General features: G+C 72.5%; 25 protein-coding genes. 9 read left to right on the top strand and 16 right to left on the bottom strand.

Going from position 1 to position 22659, the window contains the following annotated elements:
• Window positions 1-485 precede the first annotated feature (485 nt).
• Window positions 486-1772, bottom strand: coding sequence for a tyrosine--tRNA ligase (gene tyrS / locus ABT008_RS28280; protein WP_350700133.1), 1287 nt, complete (start codon window positions 1770-1772; stop codon window positions 486-488).
• Between the two features lie 99 nt (window positions 1773-1871).
• Between tyrS and ABT008_RS28285 the strand changes: the two genes are divergently transcribed.
• The 4 genes from ABT008_RS28285 (at window position 1872) to ABT008_RS28300 (ending at window position 4334) form a co-directional block, all read left to right on the top strand.
• The gene (locus ABT008_RS28285; RefSeq protein WP_350700039.1) at window positions 1872-2264 is read left to right on the top strand and encodes a PaaI family thioesterase; all 393 of its coding nucleotides are present in this window, start codon (window positions 1872-1874) and stop codon (window positions 2262-2264) included.
• A 162-nt stretch (window positions 2265-2426) separates the two neighbouring features.
• Window positions 2427-3653 (top strand): NRAMP family divalent metal transporter, encoded by a 1227-nt coding sequence (locus tag ABT008_RS28290; protein ID WP_350700041.1) that lies wholly within the window; start codon window positions 2427-2429, stop codon window positions 3651-3653.
• Window positions 3650-4030: a hypothetical protein gene (locus ABT008_RS28295; protein ID WP_350700043.1), complete on the top strand. Its 381-nt coding sequence runs from the start codon at window positions 3650-3652 to the stop codon at window positions 4028-4030. The genes ABT008_RS28290 and ABT008_RS28295 overlap by 4 nt, the downstream gene beginning before the upstream one ends.
• On the top strand, window positions 4017-4334 hold the full coding sequence (locus ABT008_RS28300) for a PRC-barrel domain-containing protein (RefSeq protein ID WP_350700045.1): 318 nt from the start codon (window positions 4017-4019) through the stop codon (window positions 4332-4334). Before ABT008_RS28295 ends, ABT008_RS28300 begins: the two co-directional genes overlap by 14 nt.
• On the opposite strand, the gene ABT008_RS28305 is transcribed toward ABT008_RS28300, so the two are convergent.
• The 3 genes from ABT008_RS28305 to ABT008_RS28315 form a co-directional block, all read right to left on the bottom strand.
• Window positions 4331-5824: a hemolysin family protein gene (locus tag ABT008_RS28305; RefSeq protein ID WP_350700047.1), complete on the bottom strand. Its 1494-nt coding sequence runs from the start codon at window positions 5822-5824 to the stop codon at window positions 4331-4333. The genes ABT008_RS28300 and ABT008_RS28305 overlap by 4 nt on opposite strands.
• A 147-nt stretch (window positions 5825-5971) precedes the next feature.
• Window positions 5972-6607 (bottom strand): hypothetical protein, encoded by a 636-nt coding sequence (locus ABT008_RS28310; protein ID WP_350700049.1) that lies wholly within the window; start codon window positions 6605-6607, stop codon window positions 5972-5974.
• A gap of 66 nt (window positions 6608-6673) precedes the next feature.
• Window positions 6674-7153, bottom strand: coding sequence for a GNAT family N-acetyltransferase (locus ABT008_RS28315; RefSeq protein WP_350700051.1), 480 nt, complete (start codon window positions 7151-7153; stop codon window positions 6674-6676).
• A 155-nt stretch (window positions 7154-7308) separates the two neighbouring features.
• Here ABT008_RS28315 and ABT008_RS28320 point away from each other — a divergent pair, with 155 nt between their 5' ends.
• On the top strand, window positions 7309-7995 hold the full coding sequence (locus tag ABT008_RS28320) for a hypothetical protein (protein WP_350700053.1): 687 nt from the start codon (window positions 7309-7311) through the stop codon (window positions 7993-7995).
• A gap of 94 nt (window positions 7996-8089) precedes the next feature.
• Complete coding sequence (locus tag ABT008_RS28325; RefSeq protein ID WP_350700055.1) at window positions 8090-8935, top strand: universal stress protein; 846 nt, start codon at window positions 8090-8092, stop codon at window positions 8933-8935.
• Window positions 8936-9007: 72 nt separating this feature from the next.
• On the opposite strand, the gene ABT008_RS28330 is transcribed toward ABT008_RS28325, so the two are convergent.
• From ABT008_RS28330 to ABT008_RS28340, 3 genes are all read right to left on the bottom strand, one after another.
• Window positions 9008-9631, bottom strand: a complete 624-nt coding sequence (locus ABT008_RS28330; protein WP_350700056.1) for an FMN reductase — start codon at window positions 9629-9631, stop codon at window positions 9008-9010.
• A complete protein-coding gene (locus ABT008_RS28335) occupies window positions 9628-10758 on the bottom strand; it encodes an LLM class flavin-dependent oxidoreductase (protein WP_350700058.1) in 1131 nt (376 codons plus the stop codon). The genes ABT008_RS28330 and ABT008_RS28335 overlap by 4 nt, the downstream gene beginning before the upstream one ends.
• A 168-nt stretch (window positions 10759-10926) precedes the next feature.
• Window positions 10927-11535, bottom strand: a complete 609-nt coding sequence (locus ABT008_RS28340; protein ID WP_350700060.1) for a CGNR zinc finger domain-containing protein — start codon at window positions 11533-11535, stop codon at window positions 10927-10929.
• Between the two features lie 90 nt (window positions 11536-11625).
• Between ABT008_RS28340 and ABT008_RS28345 the strand changes: the two genes are divergently transcribed.
• Window positions 11626-12372, top strand: a complete 747-nt coding sequence (locus tag ABT008_RS28345; RefSeq protein ID WP_350700062.1) for a metallophosphoesterase — start codon at window positions 11626-11628, stop codon at window positions 12370-12372.
• A gap of 2 nt (window positions 12373-12374) precedes the next feature.
• A complete protein-coding gene (locus ABT008_RS28350; RefSeq protein ID WP_350700064.1) occupies window positions 12375-13079 on the top strand; it encodes a LysE family translocator in 705 nt (234 codons plus the stop codon).
• A 36-nt stretch (window positions 13080-13115) separates the two neighbouring features.
• Here ABT008_RS28350 and ABT008_RS28355 read toward each other — a convergent pair whose 3' ends face one another.
• A complete protein-coding gene (locus ABT008_RS28355; RefSeq protein WP_350700066.1) occupies window positions 13116-13721 on the bottom strand; it encodes a DNA-3-methyladenine glycosylase in 606 nt (201 codons plus the stop codon).
• A gap of 498 nt (window positions 13722-14219) precedes the next feature.
• On the opposite strand from ABT008_RS28355, the gene ABT008_RS28360 reads away from it, so the two are divergent.
• Entirely contained in the window at window positions 14220-14651 is a 432-nt protein-coding gene (locus tag ABT008_RS28360) for a DNA-binding protein (RefSeq protein ID WP_350700068.1), read from the top strand.
• 92 nt (window positions 14652-14743) lie between these two features.
• Here ABT008_RS28360 and ABT008_RS28365 read toward each other — a convergent pair whose 3' ends face one another.
• The 8 genes from ABT008_RS28365 to argC all read right to left on the bottom strand — a co-directional run bounded on the left by ABT008_RS28365 (window position 14744) and on the right by argC (window position 22574).
• Entirely contained in the window at window positions 14744-15115 is a 372-nt protein-coding gene (locus ABT008_RS28365) for a DUF805 domain-containing protein (protein WP_350700070.1), read from the bottom strand.
• 130 nt (window positions 15116-15245) lie between these two features.
• Window positions 15246-16709 carry an argininosuccinate lyase gene (argH, locus tag ABT008_RS28370; RefSeq protein WP_350700135.1) on the bottom strand — a complete coding sequence of 488 codons (1464 nt, stop codon included), beginning with the start codon at window positions 16707-16709 and terminating at the stop codon, window positions 15246-15248.
• A 58-nt stretch (window positions 16710-16767) separates the two neighbouring features.
• Entirely contained in the window at window positions 16768-17283 is a 516-nt protein-coding gene (locus tag ABT008_RS28375) for an arginine repressor (RefSeq protein ID WP_350700072.1), read from the bottom strand.
• Window positions 17280-18206 (bottom strand): ornithine carbamoyltransferase, encoded by a 927-nt coding sequence (argF, locus tag ABT008_RS28380; protein ID WP_350700074.1) that lies wholly within the window; start codon window positions 18204-18206, stop codon window positions 17280-17282. The genes ABT008_RS28375 and argF overlap by 4 nt, the downstream gene beginning before the upstream one ends.
• Window positions 18203-19420 carry an acetylornithine transaminase gene (locus ABT008_RS28385; protein WP_350700137.1) on the bottom strand — a complete coding sequence of 406 codons (1218 nt, stop codon included), beginning with the start codon at window positions 19418-19420 and terminating at the stop codon, window positions 18203-18205. Before ABT008_RS28385 ends, argF begins: the two co-directional genes overlap by 4 nt.
• Window positions 19421-19437: 17 nt before the next feature.
• Window positions 19438-20325 carry an acetylglutamate kinase gene (gene argB / locus ABT008_RS28390; RefSeq protein ID WP_350700076.1) on the bottom strand — a complete coding sequence of 296 codons (888 nt, stop codon included), beginning with the start codon at window positions 20323-20325 and terminating at the stop codon, window positions 19438-19440.
• A gap of 81 nt (window positions 20326-20406) precedes the next feature.
• The gene (gene argJ / locus ABT008_RS28395) at window positions 20407-21576 is read right to left on the bottom strand and encodes a bifunctional glutamate N-acetyltransferase/amino-acid acetyltransferase ArgJ (protein WP_350700078.1); all 1170 of its coding nucleotides are present in this window, start codon (window positions 21574-21576) and stop codon (window positions 20407-20409) included.
• On the bottom strand, window positions 21573-22574 hold the full coding sequence (gene argC / locus ABT008_RS28400) for an N-acetyl-gamma-glutamyl-phosphate reductase (protein ID WP_350700080.1): 1002 nt from the start codon (window positions 22572-22574) through the stop codon (window positions 21573-21575). Before argC ends, argJ begins: the two co-directional genes overlap by 4 nt.
• Window positions 22575-22659: the final 85 nt, after the last annotated feature.

Here is a 22659-nt window from a genome sequence, read left to right on the forward strand (position 1 = left end):
GAACAACCACACACCATCAGAACACCCGACCAGCAGGCACCCCTCCGGGGACCAACCCGCACCCACCTCGCGGCGAGCACTTTTACTACGTTACCCGGCGGTTTCAACCGTGTCAAACCGGCTTCCGCTGGTTTGTCGCGCTTCAACCCTTTTACCGGGCGCCATGAATCCGTTCGGCTTTCGCCGCTCGTTTCGTGGCTTTGGCAGGCCGGCCGCTTGCGGTCTCCCGCTCGCTCGCCCGGTTCCCTGCCGGTCGTCAACCTTACCCGGTCGGTTCCGCCTCGCCAAATCCGCCTCGCGGCGGATCCAGGGGCACCACCCGGCCTCGGTGTCGGTGAGTGTCTCCACCGCGTTCGAGGGGTTGACCAGCGCTCCAGCCTCAGGCCTTTCGACCGTTTCGTCCGTTCCGCGCTGACAGAGAGAAAGTTACGCGCCCGACGGATTGATCGTCAAATCCGCCGGACGCGTCTCGCGTCACACCGGGCTCAGCTCTCCAGTTCGACGCCGGCGAAGGAGCGCTTGCCCCGGCGTAGCACCAGGTACCGCCCGTGCAGCAGGTCTTGCGCCGTGGGCACGGCGTCGACCTCGGTCACCCGGTCGTTGTTAAGGTAGGCGCCGCCCTCGGCGATCACCCGCCGGGCCTCCTTCATGCTCGGAACCAGGCCGGATTCCTTGAGCAGGGTGGCCACGTCCGGCAACCGGTCGAGGCGTACCAGGCCGGCCTCGGCGAGTGCGGCGCGCAGCGTCACCGGCGTCAGGTCGGCCAGCGAGCCCCGGCCGAAGAGCGCCTGACTGGCGGCGACCACCTGCGCCATCTCGCGCTCGCCGTGGACCAGGGTGGTCAGCTCCTCGGCCAGGGCGCGTTGCGCCGCCCGACCCGCCGGGCGCTCCGCGCTCTCCTTCTCCAGCGCCTCCAGCTCCTCCCGCGAACGGAAGCTGAAGTAGCGCAGGTAACGGCCGATGTCCCGGTCGTCGACGTTGATCCAGAACTGGTAGAAGGCGTACGGGCTGGTCATCTCCGGGTCGAGCCAGACCGCGCCGCCCTCGGTCTTGCCGAACTTCGTGCCGTCCGACTTGGTGACCAGCGGGGTGGTGAAGGCCTGGACCGGGCCGAGCCCGCGGCGGCGTACGTAGTCCACGCCCGCGGTGATGTTGCCCCACTGGTCCGAGCCGCCGAACTGGAGTTGGCAGCCGTGCCGACGGTGCAGCTCGAAGAAGTCGTTGGCCTGGAGGAGCTGGTAGCTGAACTCCGTGAAGCTGATCCCGCTCTCCAGCCGGGCGCGGACCACCTCGCGGGCCAGCATCTTGTTGACCGGGAAGTGCTTGCCGACGTCGCGGAGAAACTCGACCACCGACATCTCGCCGGTCCAGTCCAGGTTGTTGACCAGCTCGGCGGCGTTGTCCCCGGTGTACGAGACGAACGGGGCGAGTTGGTCGCGGATGCGACTGACCCATCCGGCCACCACCTCGGGGGCGTTCAGGGTGCGCTCCGCGCTCTCCTTCGGGTCACCGATCTGCCCGGTCGCACCGCCGACCAGCAGCAGCGGCCGGTGCCCGGCGAGTTGGAGGCGACGGGCGGTGGTGACCTGCATGAGGTGGCCGGCGTGCAGGCTCGGCGCGGTCGGGTCGAAGCCGACATAGAACGCGGCCCCGCTGCCGTCGAGCAACGCGCGCAGCTCGTCGGGGTCGGTGGAGTCCTGGATCAGGCCGCGCCACCGCAGGTCATCGGTCAGGGAGTCCCGCCGGGGCGACGGGAGGCTGCTGTCGGTCACGGTCACCGATTCTCCCCCATCGGCCGGGTCCGGCCCTACCGGGTCAGCGCGTGCCGGAACTCCGGTTACGCTGACGACGCCAAGATCGAGGAGGCTGCCGTGGAGTTCCCGGACGTGTCGAGCGGCTTCGCCGGGCTGCTCGGGCTGGAGTTCGACGAGATGACCGGCGACCGGGTGACGATCCGCTGGCGGGTACGCCCGGAGTTGCACCAGCCGTACGGGCTCCAGCACGGCGGGGTCTACTGCGCGGTGGTGGAGACGGCGGCCAGCGTGGGCGGCGGTGTGTGGCTCGGTGACCGGGGCCAGGTCGTCGGCGTGTCCAACCAGACGGACTTCCTCCGGGCGGTACGCGACGGCGAGTTGACCGCGGTGGGCACTCCGGTGCACCGGGGACGCAGCCAGCAGCTCTGGCAGGTGGAGATCACCGACGCGGACGACCGGCTGGTGGCCCGTGGACAGGTACGCCTGCAGAACCTCTACCCGAACGCCTGACCCCGGCCCGACGCCCGGCATCCGCCGCCCGCGTCGGCGCTCGGGCATGGGGACGGCCGACTGAGGTGCGCTGAGTCCGGCAGCTGATGCCGGTTTTGCGGAAAATTGCCGCGTTAACGGCGATATGGTCGCGTCGATGACCGAGCCCGCGCCGCCGCCGACGTGAGGAAGCTGCTCGCCGCCACGCTCGGCATCCTGTCCGCGGTCGGTGGCTTCGTGGACATCGGCGACCTGGTCGCCGCCGGGCAGGCCGGCGCGCGGTTCGGCATGGCGCACACCTGGGTGCTGCTGCTCGGGGTGGTCGCCATCTGCGCGTACGCCGAGATGGCCGGACGGATCGCGGCGGTGACCGGCCGGGCGGTCTTCGACCTCGTCCGGGAACGGCTCGGCGCGCGGGTGGCCCTGGTCAACCTGGTGGCGTCGTACCTGGTCACGGTGATCACGCTGGCCGCCGAACTGGGCGGGGTGGCGTTGGCGCTGCGGCTGGCCACCGGCGTGCCGTACCTGGTGTGGGTGCCGATCGCCGGGGCTGCCGTCTGGCTGGTGCTGTGGCGGATGCGCTTCCCGCTGATGGAGCGGGTGTTCGGACTCGCCGGGCTGTCCCTGGTGGTCTTCGCGGTGGCGCTGTTCTGGCTGCCCACCGACTGGGCGGAACTCGGCCGCAGCGTGATCTCGCCGAGCGACTCCGGGCAGGGCTGGGGCGCGTACTGGTTCGTGGCGGTGGCGTTGTTCGCCTCCACGGTCAGCCCGTACGAGGTGTTCTTCTTCTCCTCCGGCGGGGTGGAGGAGCGCTGGGGCGCGGCCGACCTGGCCGATGCCCGGTTCAGCGTGCTGGTCGGGTTCCCGATCGGCGGGTTCCTCGCGTTGTCGCTGATCGCCACCGCCGCCGTGGTGCTGCGTCCGGCCGGGCTGACGGTAAGCAGCCTGAACGAGGTCGCCCACCCGGTGGTGCTGGCCTTCGGCACGGTCGGACTGGCGGTGGCGGCGTTGGCGTTCTTCGCGGTCACCTTCGGCGCCGCGCTGGAGACCGGGCTCTCCGCCGCGTACGCCGCCGCGCAGTACTTCGGGTGGCAGTGGGGCAAGCGGGTCAGCCCGCGCGAGGCGGCCCGGTTCCACACCGTGCTGCTGGTCAGCGTGCTGCTCGGGGTACTACTGCTGCTCACCACGATCGACCCGGTGACGCTCACCGAGTACATGTTGATCATCAGCGCGGTGGCGTTGCCGCTGACGTACCTGCCGATCCTGGTCGTCGCCAACGACCGTACGTACCTCGGCGACCGGGTCAACGGGCGGGCGCTCAACCTGCTCGGCGCGGTGATTTTGCTGGTCATCGTCGCGGCGGCGATCGCCGCCGTACCGCTGGCCGTGGGCACGAGGATGGGACAGTGAGGATCGAGGTGAGTCGGCAGTTGCTCGACCGCCAGCTCGTCGACGTGGCGGGGCGCCTGCTCGGCAAGGTGGACGACGTGGAGTTCGCGTTCGACGCGGACGGGGTGCCGTACCTGCGGACGGTGCTCAGCGGGCCCGGCGCGCTCGGCGCACGGGTCGGCGGGCGACTCGGGCGGATGCTGGTGCTCACCGCCGAACGCTTCGTCACGGACCGGCCGGTGGCGCCGCTGCGTATCCCGTACGACCTGGTCGCCCGGGTCGACAGCGCGGTGTGGCTGCGGGTGTCGGCCGAGGAGCTTGCTCCCTCGCCGGTGGAGGAGTGGTTGCGGCGCAGGTTGATCGGCCGAATCCCGGGGTCCGGCCGTGCGAGCGGGTGAGCTGCTCGGCCGGACCGTGTACGACGAGCAGGGTCGGCGGCTGGGTCGGGTGGTCGACCTGGTGGTGCGGGGTGGTCCGGCAGGGCCGCTGCGGTTGACCGACCTGGTGGTGACCCGACACTGGTACGGCCGGGTGAGCGGGCGGCTGATCGGGCCGGAGCGGCATCCGTCCGGCCCGTGGGCGATCCGCGCGGTGGCCCGGCGACTCGGCCGCAGCACCGTGCAGGTGCCGCTGCACCGGGTCCGGCTGGACCCGCCGCTGCCGGAACCGCCCGGCGACGAGGTGCCGCCGGACGGGCTCTAGGGTCGGGTCCCGTCCAGCACGGTCCGCTCGTCCGGCGTCGGCTCCGGCGTCTCCGTCCGCGCCTGGGCCGCCCGACCGGCCGCAGACTGACCCGTCGGGTCCGTCGACGCCCTCGGCGGGTCGGCCGGGGACGAGACCTCCGCGTCGGCCGGCGTGTGCTCCGACGGGTCGGTCGGGGACCGCTCGGCGGAGTCGGTCGCGGTGTCCGGGGTCTCCGGGTCGCCGGGCCGGCACAGCCGTACCCCGTGGATGGCCCGGGTGTCGACCTCGGTGACCTCCAGCAGCCAGCCGTCGACGGTCACGTGCTCGCCCTGGGTGGGGATGCGGCCCAGGGCGGCCAGCAGCAGGCCGGCGATGGTGGTGTAGTCGCCCTCCGGGCGGTTCGGCAGCTCCACGGCGATGTCCGGCAGGTCGTGCACCGGGAAGGTGCCGGGCAGCAGCAGCGCGCCGTCCGGCTCGGTACGCACCGAGTGCACGTCCCGGTCGGTCTCGTCGTAGATCTCGCCGACGATCTCCTCCAGGATGTCCTCCAGCGTGACGATGCCGTCCACGGCGCCCCGCTCGTCCACCACCAACGCCATGTGCTGGCGTTCGGCCTTGAACTGGCGCAGCGCGTCGACCACCGGCACCGAGTCGGGCAGCAGCATCGGCGGGCGGACGTACTCGTCGACGGGCCGGTCGTCGCGGACGCCGACCAGGTCGCGCAGGTGGATGACGCCGACCGCCTCGTCCAGCCCGCCGTGCCGGACCACCGGCGCCCGGGAGTGTCCGGACGCGGCGAGCACCAGCCGGGCGTCCTCGGCGGTCGTGCCGCTGTCCAGGCAGAAGACCCGCAGCCGGGGCACCAGCACGGCGCGCAGCCGGCGGTCGGCGATCTCCACCGCCCCGGCGATGATGGTCTGCTGCTCCTTGGTGAAGCCGTGGTGGCCGGAGACGATGTCCCGCAGCTCGTCGGGGCTGATCTCGTCCGGCTCCGGTTTCGGGTCGAGCCCGAACAGCCGTACCACCAGGTCGCTGGTGGCGCCGAGCACCCAGACCGCCGGCCGGGTGAGGGCGGCGAGCAGGTCGAGCGGGCGGGCGACCAGCAGCGCCCACCGCTCCGGCACCTGCATCGCGATCCGCTTCGGGGCCAGCTCGCCGAAGACCAGGGTGACGAAGGTCAGCACCAGCGTGACCAGGACGACCGCGACCATCTCGGCGGCCCGGCCGAAGACGTCCTCCAGCAGTGGCACCAACGGTCGGGCCAGCGACACCGCGGCGGCGGCCGAGGCGAGGAAACCGGCCAGGGTGATGCCGATCTGGATGGTGGCCAGGAACCGGTTCGGGTCCCGGGCCAGCCGGGCCAGCACCTGTCCGGCGCGGCCGGTGCGTTCCAGCCGCTGGACCTGGCTGTCCCGCAGCGACACCAGTGCCAGTTCACTACCGGCGAAGATCGCGTTGATCACGATCAGGACTCCGACCAGGGCCAGCTGGCTCCAGTAGCTCTGCACGCCCGGTTCTCTCCCTCACTGGACCACGCCGGGTGGCGTCGCCGGCGGAGGCCCCGCGGCGTAGCGGTGCCAATTCCCCGTCGCCCCGACGCCGAATCCTGGTATCGGCACGAGGCTTGTGACCGGGTACGGCCGTCACGCGGACGGTCAGCCCAACGACACCGTCGGCGCCGGCAGGTCCAGGACGAACGAGTCGCCCTCGCGGCGGAAACCGAGCCGGTGGTAGTACGCGCCGACCATGCCCGGTGGGCTGACCACGCGGCGGAACCCCCGGTCGGTGAAGAGGCTGCTGCGCCGGTAGACGAACTCGCCGGGGGTGAAGTCGCGGAAGGCCGGGGTGACGTAGTCGAGGTCGATCTGGGCGACGCCGTCGCCGACGTCGCGGGCCAACACCACGCCGACCACCTCGTCGTCGCGTACCACCAGGAAGGCCGCGCGGCCGGTCACCCGCCCGGGGTGGAAGCCGGGGTTGAACCGGGCGATGTCGGCGGCGTGCACCCGCAGCGTGTGGGCCAGGAACGCGTCGTCGGCACCCACCTCGACCACCTGGTAGGTCTGCTCGTCGTGCCGGGTGGTGAGCAGCCCCCGCAGGTACCACACGTTGATCACGGCCAGCACGACGTTGAGCCCCACCATGGGCCACACCTGCACGGCGGCGTTGTAGCCGATCAGCACGAAACAGCCGACCAGGTTGAGGGCGCGCAGCCGCAGGATGCGCGTCTGCAGCAGCGACCACACCAGCAACGCGGAGCCGGCCCAGCCGACGAGTTCCAGCCAATTCACCCCGCGAGGGTAGTCGCCGCCCTGGTCAGCGGCCCGGCGGGGCGGGCGGTCCGGCGAGGTGGGCGGTCAGGCGGGCAGTTCCAGGACGTACTCGTCGACCTCGTGACCACGGGCCGGGGCGAAGGCCCGGTCGGTGCCGCGCACGACGAACCCGCAGCGCCGCAGCACGGTCAGCGAGCCGGCGTTGTCGACCGCCGCGCGCGCGTACAGCGGCCGTCGGGTCACCTCCCCGAGCAACGCGCCGAGCGCCCGCGTGGCGTGGCCCCGGCCCCACCGGGCCGGGTCGATCCAGTAGCTGACCTCGGTGCGGTCCCCGACGGGGAAGGCCAGCACGTAGCCGACCACGGCGTCGTCGACGGTCACGGTGCGGGCCAGGATGCCCGGGTCGGTCAGGATGCGGACCCAGCGCGCGGCGAACACGCGCGGGTCGGCCGGGTCCGCCGGACCGAAGGCGGCCATCCGGTTGGCCTCGGCGTCCAACTGGTGGGCGTAGAACTCCGGCAGGTCGTCCTCGCCGACGGGCCGCAGCCGCAGGTCGTCGGTCATTCCTCAGACGATACGCAGCGCCTGCCTCGGCCGGGCAGGGCCGTTGGTCCCGGGCCACGCGGGCGGATCGCCCCTGCCGCCCGGCGCCGGACCGGACCAGGCTGGTGTCGGGAGAGCCGTCAGCGGGACGGCCCGGGCACAGGGCGGAGCGGACGTTGGCCGGACAGGTCCAGGTCACCGGCGGAAAGCACGCGACGCGAACCGGGGTGGTCGCGGAAGCGGCACCGGACGGCGCGACCGGCGCCCGCACCGAGAGGCGGTGGGCGGTACGGCACGTGGTCACCTCGGACGGCGTCCGCTTCGACGTGACCGGCACCGGGTACGCCCCGTTCGGCGGCGTGCACCGCGACGGCACACCGGTGGCCGTACCGGACGAGCTTCGCCGCCTGGCGCGGGCCGGGCTGCTCTGCTCCGACGCCTCCGTCGCTCCGCCGGACGCCGACCGACCGGACTGGTACGCCGTCGGCGATCCGGTGGAGGCGGCGCTGGTGACCTTCGCGGCCCGCTGCGGGCTCGACCCGGTCCGCACCCGGACCGCCTGGCCACGTCTCGCCACGCACCCCTTCGACCGGCGGTTGCGCCGGACGACCACGGTGCACCGCTGCTGCGACCGCCGGTACCTGGTGGTCTGCACCGGTGCGCCGGAGGGGGTGCTGCGCCTGCCGCTGCTCGACGCCGTCGACGGGGACGTGACCACCCTGACCGCCGCCGCGCAGCGGATCGCCGACACCGGGCTGCGGGTGCTTGCGGTGGCGGCGGCCCTGGTGGGGACGGCACCGGTCGACGCCGCCCACCCGGTCGGGTTGCGCCCGCTGGGGCTGGTCGCCGTCGGAGGATCATGACCGGGGGTGGTGGCGGGTCGAGGCCGGTGGTGTGTCGAGGCCGGCCCGCCGGTGGACGGCCCCGACAATGGGCAGAGGCGAATCTGGAGGGCCGATGAACCGACCTGTCGTGGTGGGGGTGGACGGATCACCGCCGAGCCTGGTCGCCGCGGAACACGCGGCGCAGGCGGCGGTCTGGCGATCCCGCCCGCTGCACCTGGTGCACGGGTACCTGCACCCGCTCGGCTACGGGGTGCCGATCAACCCGTACGAGGTGGGGTTGCCGGCGCCGACCGAGGACGGCCGGAAGATGCTCGAACAGACCTCCGCCGAGCTGGTCGACCGGTGGCCGGGGCTCACCGTCGAGGTACGCCAGGTGGCCGGAGGCCCGGGCGCGACGCTGGTGGAGGAGTCCCGGCGGGCGGAACTGGTCGTGGTGGGCAGCCGGGGTCTCGGCGGCTTCGCGGGGCTGCTGCTCGGTTCGGTCGGTACCCAGGTCGCCGCGCACGGCCACTGTCCGGTACTGGTGGTCCGGCCACCGGACCGTCCGCTGCCGACCGAGGGACCGGTGCTGGTCGGGGTGGACGGCTCCGAGTCGGCCGAGCTGGCCGTCGGGTACGGCGCCGAGGAAGCGGTCCGGCGCGGCGGCACGCTGGTGCTGGCGCACGTCGCCGACGAACGGCACGCGGACGACGGCGGGGAGGCGGCGGCGCTGCTGGCCACCGCGGCGGCCTCGGCCCGGGGCAGCCATCCGGAGCTGACCGTCGAGGAACGGTTGATCACCGCGGCGAAGCCGGACCAGGCGCTGATCGAGGCGACCTCGGACGCGGCCCTGGTGGTGGCGGGCTCCCGTGGGCGGGGCGGCTTCGCCGGACTGCTGCTCGGCTCGGTCAGCCAGGCGCTGGTGCAGCACGCCCGCTGCCCGGTGCTGGTCGCTCACCCGCACGAACCGGAGCTCTGAGTCGCCAACGCCCTCGCCGGGTCACGGCGAGGGCGTTCGCGCGTCAGGCGTCACCGCCGCTACACGCGTCGGTCAGGCGTCGCCGCCGCGCAGCAGCCGCTCGAAGTCGGTGCCGAGCGCGAACGGGTCGGCCGGTCCGCCCGACGGGGCGGCGCGGTGCACCTGCTCGGCGAGTTCCCGAGCGGCACGGGTGATCCGGGACCGCAGCGCGCCCTCGGCCGTGCCGCCGGACCAGTCCTCGGAGGCGGCGAAGACCGCCGTCGGCATCACCACCGACCGCAGGTAGCTGAACATCGGGCGGAGCGCGTGCTCCAGGGCGAGGGAGTGCCGGGCGGTGCCCCCGGTGGCGCCGATCAGCACCGGTCGTCCGCCCAGCGCGTCGGCGTCGAGCAGGTCGAAGAACGACTTGAACAGGCCGCTGTACGAGGCGTTGAAGATCGGCGTGACGGCGATCAGGCCGTCTGCGCCGGTGACCTGGTCGAGCACCTGCCGCAGGGCGTCCGGAGCGAACCCGGTGAGCAGGTGGTTGACGATGTCGTGGGCGTACTCGCGCAGCTCGACGTGGTGCAGCTCGACCTGCTCGCCGCGCCCGACCAGCTCGTCGCGGGTGGCCGCGGCGAGCTGGTCGGCGAGCAACCGGGTCGACGACGGCTGGCTGAGGCCGGCCGAGACGACGGCGATCGCGCGTACGGTCACCGCTCCCCCTCCGCCGACGCGGCGCCGGCCAGCGCGTCGTCGCCGGAGGCGGCCCGCTCGGCGGCGGCGCGCAGCGAGGCGTGCGTCGGTGCCGCCGGGACGTGGGCGGGACGCAGCGACTCGAACTCCTTACGCAACACCGGTACGACCTCCTCGCCGAGGATGTCGAGCTGCTCCAGCACGGTCTTCAGCGGCAGGCCGGCGTGGTCGACCAGGAAGAGCTGACGCTGGTAGTCGCCCACGTAGTCACGGAAACCGAGGGTCCGGTCGATCACCTGTTGCGGGCTGCCCACGGTCAGCGGCGTCTGCGAGGTGAACTCCTCCAGCGACGGACCGTGCCCGTAGACCGGCGCGTTGTCGAAGTAGGGCCGGAACTCGCGTACCGCGTCCTGGGAGTTGCGGCGCATGAAGACCTGCCCGCCGAGGCCGACGATGGCCTGGTCGGCGGTGCCGTGGCCGTAGTGCGCGAAGCGCTGCCGGTAGAGGCCCACCATCCGGCGGGTGTGCTCGGCCGGCCAGAAGATGTGGTTGGCGAAGAACCCGTCACCGTAGTACGCGGCCTGCTCGGCGATCTCCGGGCTGCGGATCGAGCCGTGCCAGACGAACGGCGGCACGCCGTCGAGCGGTCGCGGCGTGGAGGTGAAGGACTGCAACGGGGTACGGAATTTGCCCGACCAGTCGACGACGTCCTCCCGCCAGAGCCGGCGCAGCAGGTCGTAGTTCTCGATGGCGAGCGGGATGCCGTTGCGGATGTCCTGGCCGAACCAGGGATAGACCGGGCCGGTGTTGCCGCGCCCCATCATCAGGTCGACCCGGCCGTCGGCCAGGTGCTGGAGCATCGCGTAGTCCTCGGCGATCTTCACCGGGTCGTTGGTGGTGATCAGCGTGGTCGCGGTGGACAGCAGCAGCCGCTCGGTGCGGGCGGCGATGTAGCCCATCATCGTGGTGGGCGAGGAGGGCACGAACGGCGGGTTGTGGTGCTCGCCGGTGGCGAAGACGTCGAGACCGACCTCCTCGGCCTTGAGCGCGATGGCCACCATCGCCTTGATCCGCTCCGCCTCGGTCGGCTCACGACCGGTGGTCGGGTCGACCGTGACGTCGCCGACGGTGAAGACTCCGAACTGCATGACAGCTCCTCGTGTCGTCCGACCCGGGCGGTTCGTACCCGGCGTTGCGGACAACATATTTGACTCGTCAACTATTCCGTAGCCCCGGCCCCCTCCAGTGTCCCCCGTCACGCCGCGCTCATCCCCGGCCGGGGTCGCCGCCGGGAAGCCCGGATCGCCGCCGGAACGCTACGGGACCGTCGGGTTCGCCGTCTGGCGCTGGTAGTGCCGGGACACCCGGGCACGGTTGCCGCAGGACGGCTTGCACCACGCCTGGCGGGGATGGTCCTTGACGAAGTAGCGCACGCAGCGCGGCGCCGGACAGGCGAGCAGTTGGGCGCGGGCCGGACCGGCGAGGAACTCGATCGCCGCCCGGGCCAGCACCGCCGTGAGCCACCGCCGGGCGTCGGGCACCGCCCCCCGCCAGGCGACCGTCGGCGTCGAATCCTCCGGCCAGCTCAGCACCGGCCGGACCGGCAGCCGACCGGCGGCCTCGTTGAGCCGGTCGACGGCATCCGGCACGGGCAGCAGCGTCGAGGAGTCGGCCCGACTCGGCGGCCCGGGACGGACCGCGTGCGCGAAGAGGGCGCGTACGGCACGCCGCACCGCGACCACGTCGAGGCGGAGCTGCTCGTCCGGCGTACCGGCGAACGGCTCGGCGGCGTACGCCCGCAGTGGTTCAGCCTGTTCCCGGAGCCAGGTGGCCAGTCCGGCCACGTCGGCGAGGTCGTCGGCCACGCCTCCGTTGCCGTCGTGCCGGATGGTGCTCGCCAGGGCGAGCACGAGCTGCTGTGACATCGGGCCTCCTCGGGACCTGCTTGACGCACCCGATTCGATCACGTGTAGTTTCCCTAATGCCTAAAGGCGCTACAACCATTAGGGGATGTTGTGCTCGTCATCGCACACCTCAGTGACACGCACCTCGACAGCCATCCTCGCTCGGCCGAGCGGACCGCCCGGGTGATGGACTACCTGCACGCCCTACCCCGACCGGTCGACGCGATCCTGATCAGCGGGGACATCGCCGACCACGGCGAGGTGGCCGAGTACCGGCTCGCCGCGGAACTCTTCGCATCCCCACTGCCGGTCATGGTCTGCCCCGGCAACCACGACGTCCGGGACGCGTACCGCAAGGGGTTGCTCGGAGACGACGGGGGCGGCAGCGGCCCGATCAACACCCGGCACGACGTCGCCGGCGCGGTCTTCCTGCTCGCGGACTCGTCGATCCCCGGCGAGAACGACGGTCACCTCGACGAGGAGACCATGGAGTGGCTCGCCGGAGAACTCGGCTCGGTGCCGGCGGGGACACCGGTCTTCGTCTCCTTCCACCACCCGCCGGTCGCCCTGCACCACCCCGTCGTCGACTCGATGCGGCTCTCCCCCACCGCGCCGCTCGCCGCACTGCTGGCCGCCCACCCACAGGTCGTCGCGGTGCTCACCGGCCACTTCCATACCGCCGCCGCGAGCACCTTCGCCGGTCGGCCACTGCGGATCGCGCCCGGCGTCGTCTCCACGCTCCGGCTGCCCTGGGAGGGTGACGGACCGCTTGTCGACCTGCGCCAACCACCCGGGGTGGCGTTCCACGTGTACGACGACGCCGGACTGCTGACCACCCACTACCGCGTGGTGGTCTGAGGTTGGACAGGGTCGCCGTACTCGGCTTCCTGATCGCCGTCGCGCCGATCACCCTGACGCCGGGGACCAGCCTGACCCTGGTCGTGTCGCGGGTCGCCGCCGGAGGGTCCCGGCAGGGGTGGTGGGTGATCCTGGGTACGGTCACCGGGATCTACGTGCACGGCACGCTCGCCGCCGTCGGCCTCGCCGCGCTGGTGCTGCGCTCGTCGCAGGCGTTCTGGACGGTGAAGCTGCTCGGCGCCGCCTATCTGGTCGGGTTCGGGCTGTGGCTGCTGCTGTCCACCATCCGCCGCCGACACCCGACCAACCCTGCCCTGACCAACCCTGCCCTGTCCGACCACCCCGCCCTGTCCGACGGTCCGGTCGGGTCCGACGACCCGGCCACCGCCCGCCGGCCCCGGCGGCTGCCGTGGCGCGGGCACCACCCGTACGCGCAGGGGCTGCTCGGCACCGTGCTCAACCCCAAGGCCGCCGCCGTCTACCTGACCCTGGCCCCGCAGTTCCTCGGCTCACACCGCTCCGTGCTGGTGCCGATGCTGGTGCTGGCCTCGGCGCACGCGGTGCTGCACACCTGCTGGCTCGCCGGCTGGACCGTGGTCTCGGGTGCGGCGGCCCGCCTGCTGCGCACCCTCCGGGTACGCCGACTGCTGGACCGGCTGACCGGCGCGCTCCTGGCCGGTCTCGGTGTCCGCACCGCAGTCGGATAGAGCGGCCTGGCAGACCCAGGTCAGCGCGGTCGCGGGTCAGCGCCGTCGCCGGGGCACGTGGCGACGGTAGGCACTGACCGTCGGGTCACCGGTGATCCAGAAGCGCCAGGGGACGTCGTGGGCGGCGGCCACGCCGACCCGAGGACCGGCGGAGACCTCGGACGGCGCGACCGGCCGCGTCGGCGGAGTCAGCAGCAGCGGCCCGCTGCCGTCGACGAGGTTGGTGCCGTTCGCCGTCGCGTCGAGCCCCAGCGCCACCACCAACCGGGCGGGACCGCGCGCCAGGTCCCGGTCGGGCACCTCGCCGCGACGCTTGCGGGCGAGATCCAGCCCGTCGACCACCGCACCGGCGCGCAGCAGCACCGCCGCCGCCTTCCCCTCGCGCCCGCAGACCACGTTCAGGCACCAGTGCATGCCGAAGACGAAGTACGTGTAGGCGTGGCCCGCCGGACCGAACATGACCCGCGTACGCGGAGTCGGCCCGCGATGGGCGTGCGAGGCCGGGTCCTCTCCGGTGCCGGCGTACGCCTCGACCTCGGTGAGCCTGATCCGGACACCGCCGGCCGCGAGTTCCCAGCCGAGCAGCGTGCGCGCGGTCTCGGCGACCTCGGCGGCGGGCGCGGTCAGCCAGGAGTGGTCCACCCGTCCAGGTAACCCCGACCGGAGTTCGATCGGCAACCAGGCGCCGACGTCTCGGAGCCGCCAGATCAGGAACAGCGACGGAGACTTACCGAGCAGACTCGTCAGGTCGTTACGGCAGCCATCCGGATCACCTGACTCAGCGCGCCACAGTCACAACTCTCTGCTGTACGGCCAGGTGAAAGTATTGATCCATGCTCTCCATGGAGCGCACCCGACCTCGACGGATCGGGCCTCCCGTACTCCTCCTTGCCGCCTTTCGAGCTGAACCGTCGGCGCTATCGCCCGCACCGAGTGCGGGTGTGGGGCGATGCCCGATCCGCTGCTGCGGTCAGCTCGACAGGCGCCTCGGTGGACAAGGTGTCGACGCCCAACCGACGCCCGGCAATCGACGCTCCTCTGGCCTCAAGGGCTCCTGGCCGTCAGTTCGGCATCTGCTTCACCGAACCCGATCTTCAACGATCTGTTGACAACGTTTCGTTGAAGTAGTGGACTGGGGGCATGACCGCCGCCTCTCCCCGCACCTCAGCACAGGCCGCCCAGGATCGGGTCCACCACACCTACGCAGCCCTGCACCGGCTCACCGAGCGGCACGCCGCCACCGAGGTGCAGCGCCGCCGGCACACCAACCCGTACGCGGCCGATCCGTACGAGGCGATCGCCGTGGTGTTGGCCCTGGCTGCCGGGGCGGCCGAGGCGGCGCCGGGCGAGGAACCGGTCGACGAGGCGGACCTGCTCGCCGCACTGACCCTCTTCCCACACCTGCGGGCGGAGGTCGACACGATGGAGGCGGGACTGCTGGACCTCGCGCGCAGCCGTGGGCTGACCTGGCAGGCGATCGGGCACGGGCTCGGCCTGGGCAGCGCCCAGGCCGCCCGCCAACGTTACGACCGGCTGGCCGCCCGCACCCGATCGGACCAGGCCGCCGACTGACGGCCCGGGCGCTCCACCGAGGCCGACAGCACGAACGGTTCAGCTCGACAGGGCGCCGACCAGAGGTGGGGAACCGCAGGCGCAGGAGCCGACTAGGACTTGGGACTGGGGCCGAAATGGTTCAGACCGGGCTGGCCGTCCTGCACGAAGAACACGACCAGCACGATCCACCCGACGATCGGGATCAGCCCGATCAGGAGCCACCAGCCGGAACGGCCCAGGTCGTGCAGGCGGCGCACGGAGACCGCCAGCGACGGCAGCAGGAAGGCCAGGTTGACGAGCAGGGAGACAGGTCCACCCGTCGTCGCGTCGAAGTCGAGACCCAGTGCGCTGTCGATGAGCGCAGCCACGATCCCGACACCGAAGAGGAACAGGGCGAACCACCAGTACTCGGAGCGACGAGCCCGTCCTCCGAAGCCCGCGTACTGGGAAAGCGCGGAGCGAATTGCATCGGTGAATGACACGACGACCCCATTCCACGATAGAGCGACGCTGATGCCAGCAGCGTACGAGGTCGTGTCACTCGATTCGGCCGACCGTCGTCACCCCGACGCGGACGGCCCGGCCGGTGTCGACCGGGCCGGGCCGTCCGCCTCAGCGGGGTACGACCTGCTCCGCCGCCCACTCCCGCCAGCCGGCCAGCCGGTCGGCGGCGGTGGCGAGCTGGTCGGCGACCGGGCCGGGACCGGTCGAGCCGGGCGTGGTCCGGGCGGCCAGTGCCGAGCGGACCGACAGCACGTCGCGGACGCTCGGGTCGAGGTGCTCGCTGACCGTGGCCAGGTCCTCGTCGGAGACCTCGTCGAGGGCGCAGTCCCGGACCGCGCAGAGCGCCACCAGCTTGCCGGTGATCTCGTGTGCGTCGCGGAACGGCACACCCTTACGGACCAGCCAGTCGGCCACCTCGGTGGCCAGCGAGAAGCCCACCGGCGCGGCGGCGACCAGGCGGTCGACGCGTACCGTCATGGTGGAGATCATCCCGGCCAGGGCCGGCAGCAGCAGTTCCAGGGTGTCGACCGCGTCGAAGGCCGGCTCCTTGTCCTCCTGCATGTCCCGGTCGTACGTCATGGGCAGGCCCTTGAGCATGGTCAGCACCGCGACCAGCCCACCCACCAGCCGTCCCGACTTGCCCCGGGCCAGCTCGGCGATGTCCGCGTTCTTCTTCTGCGGCATGATCGAGGACCCGGTGGCGAAGGCGTCGTCCAGCTCGACCCAGCCGAACTCCTGCGACGTCCAGAGCACCACCTCCTCGCCGAGGCGGGACAGGTGCACGCCGACCATCGCGGTGATGAAGAGGAACTCGGCGACGAAGTCCCGGTCCGCGACCGCGTCCATCGAGTTGGCGAACGAGGTCCGGAAGCCCAGCTCCTTGGAGACCGCCACCGGGTCCAGCGGCAGCCCCGACCCGGCCAGCGCGCCCGCGCCGAGCGGGCTGACCGCGGTGCGGTGGTCCCAGTCGCGCAGCCGCTCCAGGTCCCGCAGCAGCGGCTGCACGTGGGCGAGCAGCCAGTGGCCGAAGGTGACCGGCTGGGCGTGCTGCAGGTGCGTCATCCCGGGCGCGGCGGTGTCCACGTGCCGCTCGGCCTGCTCCACCAGCGCCTCGGCCAGCTCGACCAGCCGCGAGGCCACCCCCCGGGCGTGGTCGCGCAGATAGAGCCGCAGGTCGGTGGCGACCTGGTCGTTGCGGGAGCGGCCGGCGCGCAGCTTGCCGCCGAGGCTGCCGAGCCGTTCCAGCAGCCCGCGTTCCAGGGCGGTGTGCACGTCCTCGTCGTCGACGGTGGGCCGGAACGCGCCGGAGGCGCAGGCCGCCTCCAGGTCGTCCAGGGCGGCGAGGATGCGGCCCAGTTCGTCCGGGTCGAGCAGGCCGGCGCCGGCCAGCACCCGGGCGTGGGCCCGGGAACCGGCGATGTCGTACGGGGCCAGCCGCCAGTCGAACTGAACGCTCACCGACAGCCGGGCGAGCGCCTCCGACGGGCCACCGGCGAACCGGCCACCCCACAGGCTCGTACGGTTGGCGGGCGCGCTGTTCTCGGTCAGGCTCTTGTCGTCCACCTGGTCCATTCTGGTGGTCACCACCGCGACGCTCCGCACCGGGCGTCCCGCCCGCGGTCCCGCTCGGTCATGGTGCTGTGTTCCCTTCGGTGTACTCGTCGCGGCGGGCCCAGCCGGCGAGTCGTTCGCCGAGCGCGGCTCCGCCGTCGGATTCGCGGGCCACCACGAGGATGGTGTCGTCGCCGGCGATGGTGCCGACCACCTCCGGCAGGCCCGCCCGGTCCAACGCGCTGGCCAGATACTGTGCCGCCCCCGGCGGGGTGCGCAGCACCGCGATGTTGCCGCTGGAGTCGACCTCGTTGAGCAGTTCCCGCAGCAGCCGTACCAGCCGGGCCGGCGCCGCCTCGGCGTCGCGCAGCGGCCGGTGACCGTCCTCCGGGATGACGTACACGGCCCGGCCGTCGCCGCCCCGGGCGGTGACCGCACCGAGTTCCTTCAGGTCCCGCGAGAGCGTGGCCTGGGTGACCTGGACGCCCTCGTCGCCGAGGAACTCGGCCAGCTCGGTCTGCGAGCGGACGGCCCGGTCGCGGATCAGCTCGACGATGCGGGCGTGCCGGGCGGCACGGGTCACGGGTGCGCTCATGTCGTCTCCGTCAGCAGGAACGTCAGCAACGCCTTCTGGGCGTGCAGCCGATTCTCCGCCTGGTCGAAGACGGCGCTGCGCGGGCCGTCCAGCACCTCGTCGGTGATCTCCTCGCCTCGGTGCGCCGGCAGGCAGTGCAGCACGATCACCGTCGGTGCGGCGTGCCCGAGCAGTTCCTCGTTGACCTGGTACGGCAGGAACGGGGTGGCGCGGTCCAGCCCGTCGCTCTCCTGCCCCATCGAGACCCAGGTGTCGGTGGCGACCACGTCGGCGTCCCGGACCGCGGCGACCGGGTCGACGAGCACCTGGACGCTGCCGCCGGTGTCGGCGGCGATCGCCTCGGCGCGGGCCACCACGTCGGTGTCGGGCGCGAAGCCCTCCGGACCGGCGACGCGGACGTGCATCCCGGCGGTCGCGCCGGCCAGCAGGTACGAGTGGGACATGTTGTTCGCCGCGTCACCGACGTACGCGAGGGTACGCCCGGCGGTGTCGCCGAAGCGTTCCCGCACGGTCAGCAGGTCGGCCAGGAGCTGGCAGGGGTGGAAGCCGTCGGTCAGCGCGTTGACCACCGGCACGGTGGCCCCCTCGGCCACCTCGGCGATCCGGTCGTCGCCGTGCGTGCGCAGCACGATCGCGGCCACGTAGCGGGACAGCACCCGGCCAGCGTCGGCCAGCGTCTCCCCCCGCCCGAAGTGGGTGACCTGGGTGTCCACCACCAGCGGGTGCCCGCCGAGTTCGGCGATGCCGGCGTCGAACGAGATCCGGGTACGCAGACTCTGCTTGTCGAAGAGCACCGCCACCGACCGGGGCCCGGCGAGCGGCGCGTACGCGAACCGGTCGGCCTTCATCCGGGCCGCCAGGTCGAGCACGGCGGCCTGCTCGGCGGGCGACAGGTCGTCGTCACGCAGGAAGTGCCGGGTCATTCGCTGGCCTCCGTCGAGGTCGGATCAGGGGTACCGGCCGGGACACGGGTATCGGCCGCGGCGGTGAGGGCGAGGGGCAGCGCGGCCAGGAACGCGTCGGCCTGGTCGGCGCTGAGGATCAGCGGCGGGGCCAGCCGGAGCACGTCCGGCTGGATCGGGTTCACCAGGAAACCGGCCCCGCGCAGCGCCTCGGTGGCGGCGGCCGACACCGGCGCGGTCAGCGTCACGCCGAGCAGCAGCCCGGCACCCCGCACCCCGCCCACCAACGGGTGCCCGAGCCCCTCGATGCCCCGGCGCAGCCGCTCACCGATCCGCTTGACGTGGTCGAGCAGTCCCTCATGGGCGATCGTGGAGATCACCGCGAGCGCGGCGGCGCAGCTCACCGGGTTGCCGCCGAAGGTGCTGCCGTGCGACCCGGCGACCAGCAGGTCCGCGGCCGGACCGAAGGCCAGGGTGGCACCGATCGGCAGTCCGCCGCCGAGCCCCTTGGCCAGGGTCACCACGTCCGGCTCGACGCCCTCGGCCTGGTGCGCGTACCAGTGCCCGGTGCGACCGATGCCGGTCTGCACCTCGTCGATCACCAGCAGCGCGCCGTGCCGGGCGGTGATCCGCCGGGCGGCGGCGAGGTAGCCGGCCGGCGGGACCACCACGCCGTTCTCGCCCTGGATCGGCTCCAGGATCACCATCGCGGTCGCGTCGGTCACCGCCGCTTCCAGCGCGGCGACGTCACCGTACGGGACGTGGTCGACCTCGCCGGGCAGCGGACGGAACGGGTCGGCCTTGGCCGGCTGACCGGTCAACGCCAGCGCACCCATGGTCCGGCCGTGGAAACCGCCGACGGTGGCGACCGCGTGGGTGCGGCCGGTCCGCCGGGACAGCTTGAACGCCGCCTCGTTGGCCTCGGCGCCGGAGTTGGCGAAGAACACCCGACCCGGACGTCCGGCCAGGGCCAGCAGCAGCTCCGCCAGGGCCACCGGAGGTTCGGCGACGTACAGGTTGGAGACGTGTCCGAGCGTGGCGACCTGCTTCGACACGGCGGCCACCACGGCCGGGTGCGCGTGACCGAGGGAGTTGACGGCGATGCCACCGAGCAGGTCCACGTACTCCCGACCGGTCTCGTCGGTCACCACCGCGCCGGAACCGGACACCAGGGCCAGCGGCGGCGTGCCGTAGTTGTCCATCATCGACTGCCGCCACCGCTCGACCAGCGTCATGCCGGCACTCCGCTCGCTCATGAGGGGATCACCATCGTCCCGAAGCCTTCCGAGGTGAAAACTTCCAACAGGGTGGAGTGCGCGACCCGGCCGTCGACCACGTGGGCCGCGGGTACGCCGCCGGTGACCGCACGCAGGCAGGCCTCCATCTTGGGCACCATGCCCGACTCCAGCGACGGCAGCAGCTCGGCCAGCTCGGTGGTGCCGATCTCGCTGACCAGGCTGGAGGTGTCCGGCCAGTTGGCGTACAGGCCGGGCACGTCGGTGAGCACGACCAGCTTGCGGGCGCGCAGCGCCACCGCCAGCGCGGCGGCGGCGGTGTCCGCGTTGAGGTTGTGCAGCACCCCGTCCACGTCCGGCGCCACCGTGGAGATCACCGGGATCCGACCCGCCCCGATCAGGTCGTCCACCGCCGAGACGTCCACCGACTCGACGTCACCGACCTGACCCACGTCGACGGCTTCCCCGTCCACGTACGCGTGCCGGCGTACCGCGGTGAACAGCCCGGCGTCCTCACCGGAGAGACCGACCGCGAACGGACCATGCGCGTTGATCAGCCCGACCAGTTCCCGGCCGACCTGCCCGACCAGCACCATCCGGACCACGTCCATCGCCTCCGGAGTGGTCACCCGCAGGCCGCCCCGGAACTCGCTGTCGATGCCGAGCCGACCGAGCATCGCCGAGATCTGCGGCCCACCGCCGTGCACCACCACCGGCTTGAGCCCGACGTAGCGCAGGAACACCATGTCGGCGGCGAAGGCCCGCTGCAACTCGGGGTCGACCATGGCGTTGCCGCCGTACTTGACCACGACCGTGGAGCCGGAGAAGCGGGCCAGCCAGGGCAGGGCCTCGATCAGGGTGGCGGCCTTCTCCTGGGCGCGGGTCAGATCCGAGGTCAGGGTCACCGGACCGGCCTTCCGTGATAGATCATGTCGTTAACCTTTTGCTCGCGACTGCGGGACTCCGCTTCGCTGCGTTCCTCGCGCTCACGTCGAGTACGCCGAGTTCTCGTGCACGTACCCGTGCGACAGGTCGTTGGTCCACACCGTCGCCTCGGCGGCACCGGCGTGCAGGTCGATCCGGATGGTGACGTCCCGTCCGGTCAGGTCGACGCGGGACCGGTCCTCGGCGGCGGCGCCGGACCGACAGATCCAGATCCCGTTGACCGCCACGTCGATCTCGTCGGGCTCGAACGCGGCGGAGGTGGTGCCGACGGCGGCGAGGATCCGCCCCCAGTTCGGGTCGTTGCCGAACAGCGCGGTCTTCACCAGGTTGTTGCGGGCCACCGACCGACCCACCTCGACCGCCTCGTCCTCGCCTGCGGCGCCGACCACCTCGATGGAGATCTCCTTCGTGGCACCCTCGGCGTCGGCCAGCAACTGCCTCGCCAGGTCGTGGCAGGCGGCGGTGACCGCGTCGGTCAGCTCCGCCTCGCTCGGCGCGACCCCGGAGGCACCGCTGGCCAGCAGCAGCACCGTGTCGTTCGTCGACATGCAGCCGTCCGAGTCGACCCGGTCGAAGGTGACCCGGGTGGCCGCCCGCAGCGCGGCGCCGAGCGTCTCCTGGGTGGCCACCGCGTCGGTGGTCAGGACGCAGAGCATGGTGGCCATGCCGGGGGCCAGCATGCCGGCGCCCTTGGCCATGCCACCGACGGTCCAGCCGTCGCCGCGCGTCACGGCGGTCTTCGGTCGGCTGTCGGTGGTCATGATCGCCTCGGCCGCGGCGTCGCCGCCGTCACCGGTCAGGGCCCGCACCGCCGCGCCCACTCCCGGCAGGAGCTTGTCCATGGGCAGCCGTTCACCGATCAGGCCGGTGGAGCAGACGGCCACCTCACCGGCGCCGTACTCCCGGCCGGTGACCGAGGTCAGTTCGGCGGCGGTGTGTTCGGCGGTGGCGTGGGTGTCCTGGAAGCCGGCCGGACCGGTGCAGGCGTTCGCGCCGCCGGAGTTGAGCACCACCACCCGGACCAGGCCGCCGTGGACCACCTGCTGGGTCCAGATCACCGGCGCGGCCTTGACCCGGTTGCTGGTGAAGACCGCGGCGACCCCGGCGTCCGGGCCGTCGTTGACCACCAGGGCCACGTCGGAGGCGCCGCTGGTCTTGAGGCCGGCGGCGACCCCGGCCGCCCGGAACCCCGCCGGGGTGGTGACGGTCATGGCGCGACTCCGAAGCAGGACAGGCCCGTGGTCTCGGGCAGACCGAACATCAGGTTGGCGTTCTGCACCGCCTGGCCGGCGGCGCCCTTGCCGAGGTTGTCCAGGGCGGCGACCACGATCAGCCGACCGGAGTCGACGTCGACGGTGGCCTGGAGGTGGCAGGCGTTGCCGCCGAGGGTGGCGGCGGTGTGCGGCCACCGTCCCTCGGGCAGCAGGTGCACGAAAGGTGCGTCCGCGTACGCCTGTGCCAGCACCGCGCGGGGGTCCACCTCGCCGGTCGGCAGCGCGGTGACGGTGGCCAGGATGCCGCGCGGCATCGGCGCCAGCACCGGCGTGAACGACAGCCCGGTCGCGCCGGTGGCCTGCTTGATCTCGGGTACGTGCTGGTGGGCGCCGACCTTGTAGGGCGACAGGTCGCCCGCCACCTCGCTGGCCAGCAGGTGGGTCTTGGCGGCCCGGCCCGCGCCGGAGGTGCCGCTGGCGGCGACGACCACCACATCGGCCGGGTCGGCGGCACCGGCGGCGATCAACGGTGCCAGCGCCAGCACGATGGTGGCCGCGTAACAGCCGGTGTTGGCCACCCGCGTGGAGGCGGCGATGCGCTCCCGCTGGCCGGGCAGCTCGGGCAGGCCGTAGGTCCACGCGCCGGCGTGGGTGCCGCCGTAGTAGCGGGTCCAGGCGTCGCCGTCGACCAGGCGGTGGTCCGCGCCGAGGTCCACCACCCGCGCCTGCGCGGGCAGTCGGGCCGCGAGAGCGGCCGACTCACCGTGCGGCAGGGCGAGGAAGACCAGGTCGGCGTCGGCCAGTACGTCCGGGGTGGTCGCCGCGAAGGTGAGGTCCATGCCGGTGAGCTGCGGGTGCACCGTGTCCAGCGGTTGCCCCGCCTGACTGTGGGCGGTGGCGGCGACCAGCTCGAACTCGGGGTGCCCGGCCAGCAGGCGCAGCAGCTCACCTCCGGCGTATCCGCTCGCCCCGGCGACTGCGACCCGAATTCCCATACCTACCTCCGCATGACTATGCAGAGAAGGCTAACAGTGTCCGAGTGGAGCCGCAAGGTCATGCATACCACTGCATGGTGATGTC

The organism is Micromonospora sp. NPDC002389, from assembly GCF_040296095.1.
In the GTDB taxonomy this organism is placed as follows: Bacteria; Actinomycetota; Actinomycetes; order Mycobacteriales; family Micromonosporaceae; genus Micromonospora.

Coding starts and splice junctions, on each gene's coding strand:
- ABT008_RS28325 (WP_350700055.1), top strand. CDS start 8,090: ATGAACCGACCTGTCGTGGTGGGGGTGGACGGATCACCGCCGAGCCTG.
- argC (WP_350700080.1), bottom strand. CDS start 22,574: ATGGGAATTCGGGTCGCAGTCGCCGGGGCGAGCGGATACGCCGGAGGT.
- ABT008_RS28315 (WP_350700051.1), bottom strand. CDS start 7,153: ATGACCGACGACCTGCGGCTGCGGCCCGTCGGCGAGGACGACCTGCCG.
- ABT008_RS28360 (WP_350700068.1), top strand. CDS start 14,220: ATGACCGCCGCCTCTCCCCGCACCTCAGCACAGGCCGCCCAGGATCGG.
- argF (WP_350700074.1), bottom strand. CDS start 18,206: ATGACCCGGCACTTCCTGCGTGACGACGACCTGTCGCCCGCCGAGCAG.
- ABT008_RS28335 (WP_350700058.1), bottom strand. CDS start 10,758: ATGCAGTTCGGAGTCTTCACCGTCGGCGACGTCACGGTCGACCCGACC.
- ABT008_RS28385 (WP_350700137.1), bottom strand. CDS start 19,420: ATGACGCTGGTCGAGCGGTGGCGGCAGTCGATGATGGACAACTACGGC.
- ABT008_RS28375 (WP_350700072.1), bottom strand. CDS start 17,283: ATGAGCGCACCCGTGACCCGTGCCGCCCGGCACGCCCGCATCGTCGAG.
- argJ (WP_350700078.1), bottom strand. CDS start 21,576: ATGACCGTCACCACCCCGGCGGGGTTCCGGGCGGCCGGGGTCGCCGCC.
- ABT008_RS28340 (WP_350700060.1), bottom strand. CDS start 11,535: ATGTCACAGCAGCTCGTGCTCGCCCTGGCGAGCACCATCCGGCACGAC.
- argH (WP_350700135.1), bottom strand. CDS start 16,709: ATGGACCAGGTGGACGACAAGAGCCTGACCGAGAACAGCGCGCCCGCC.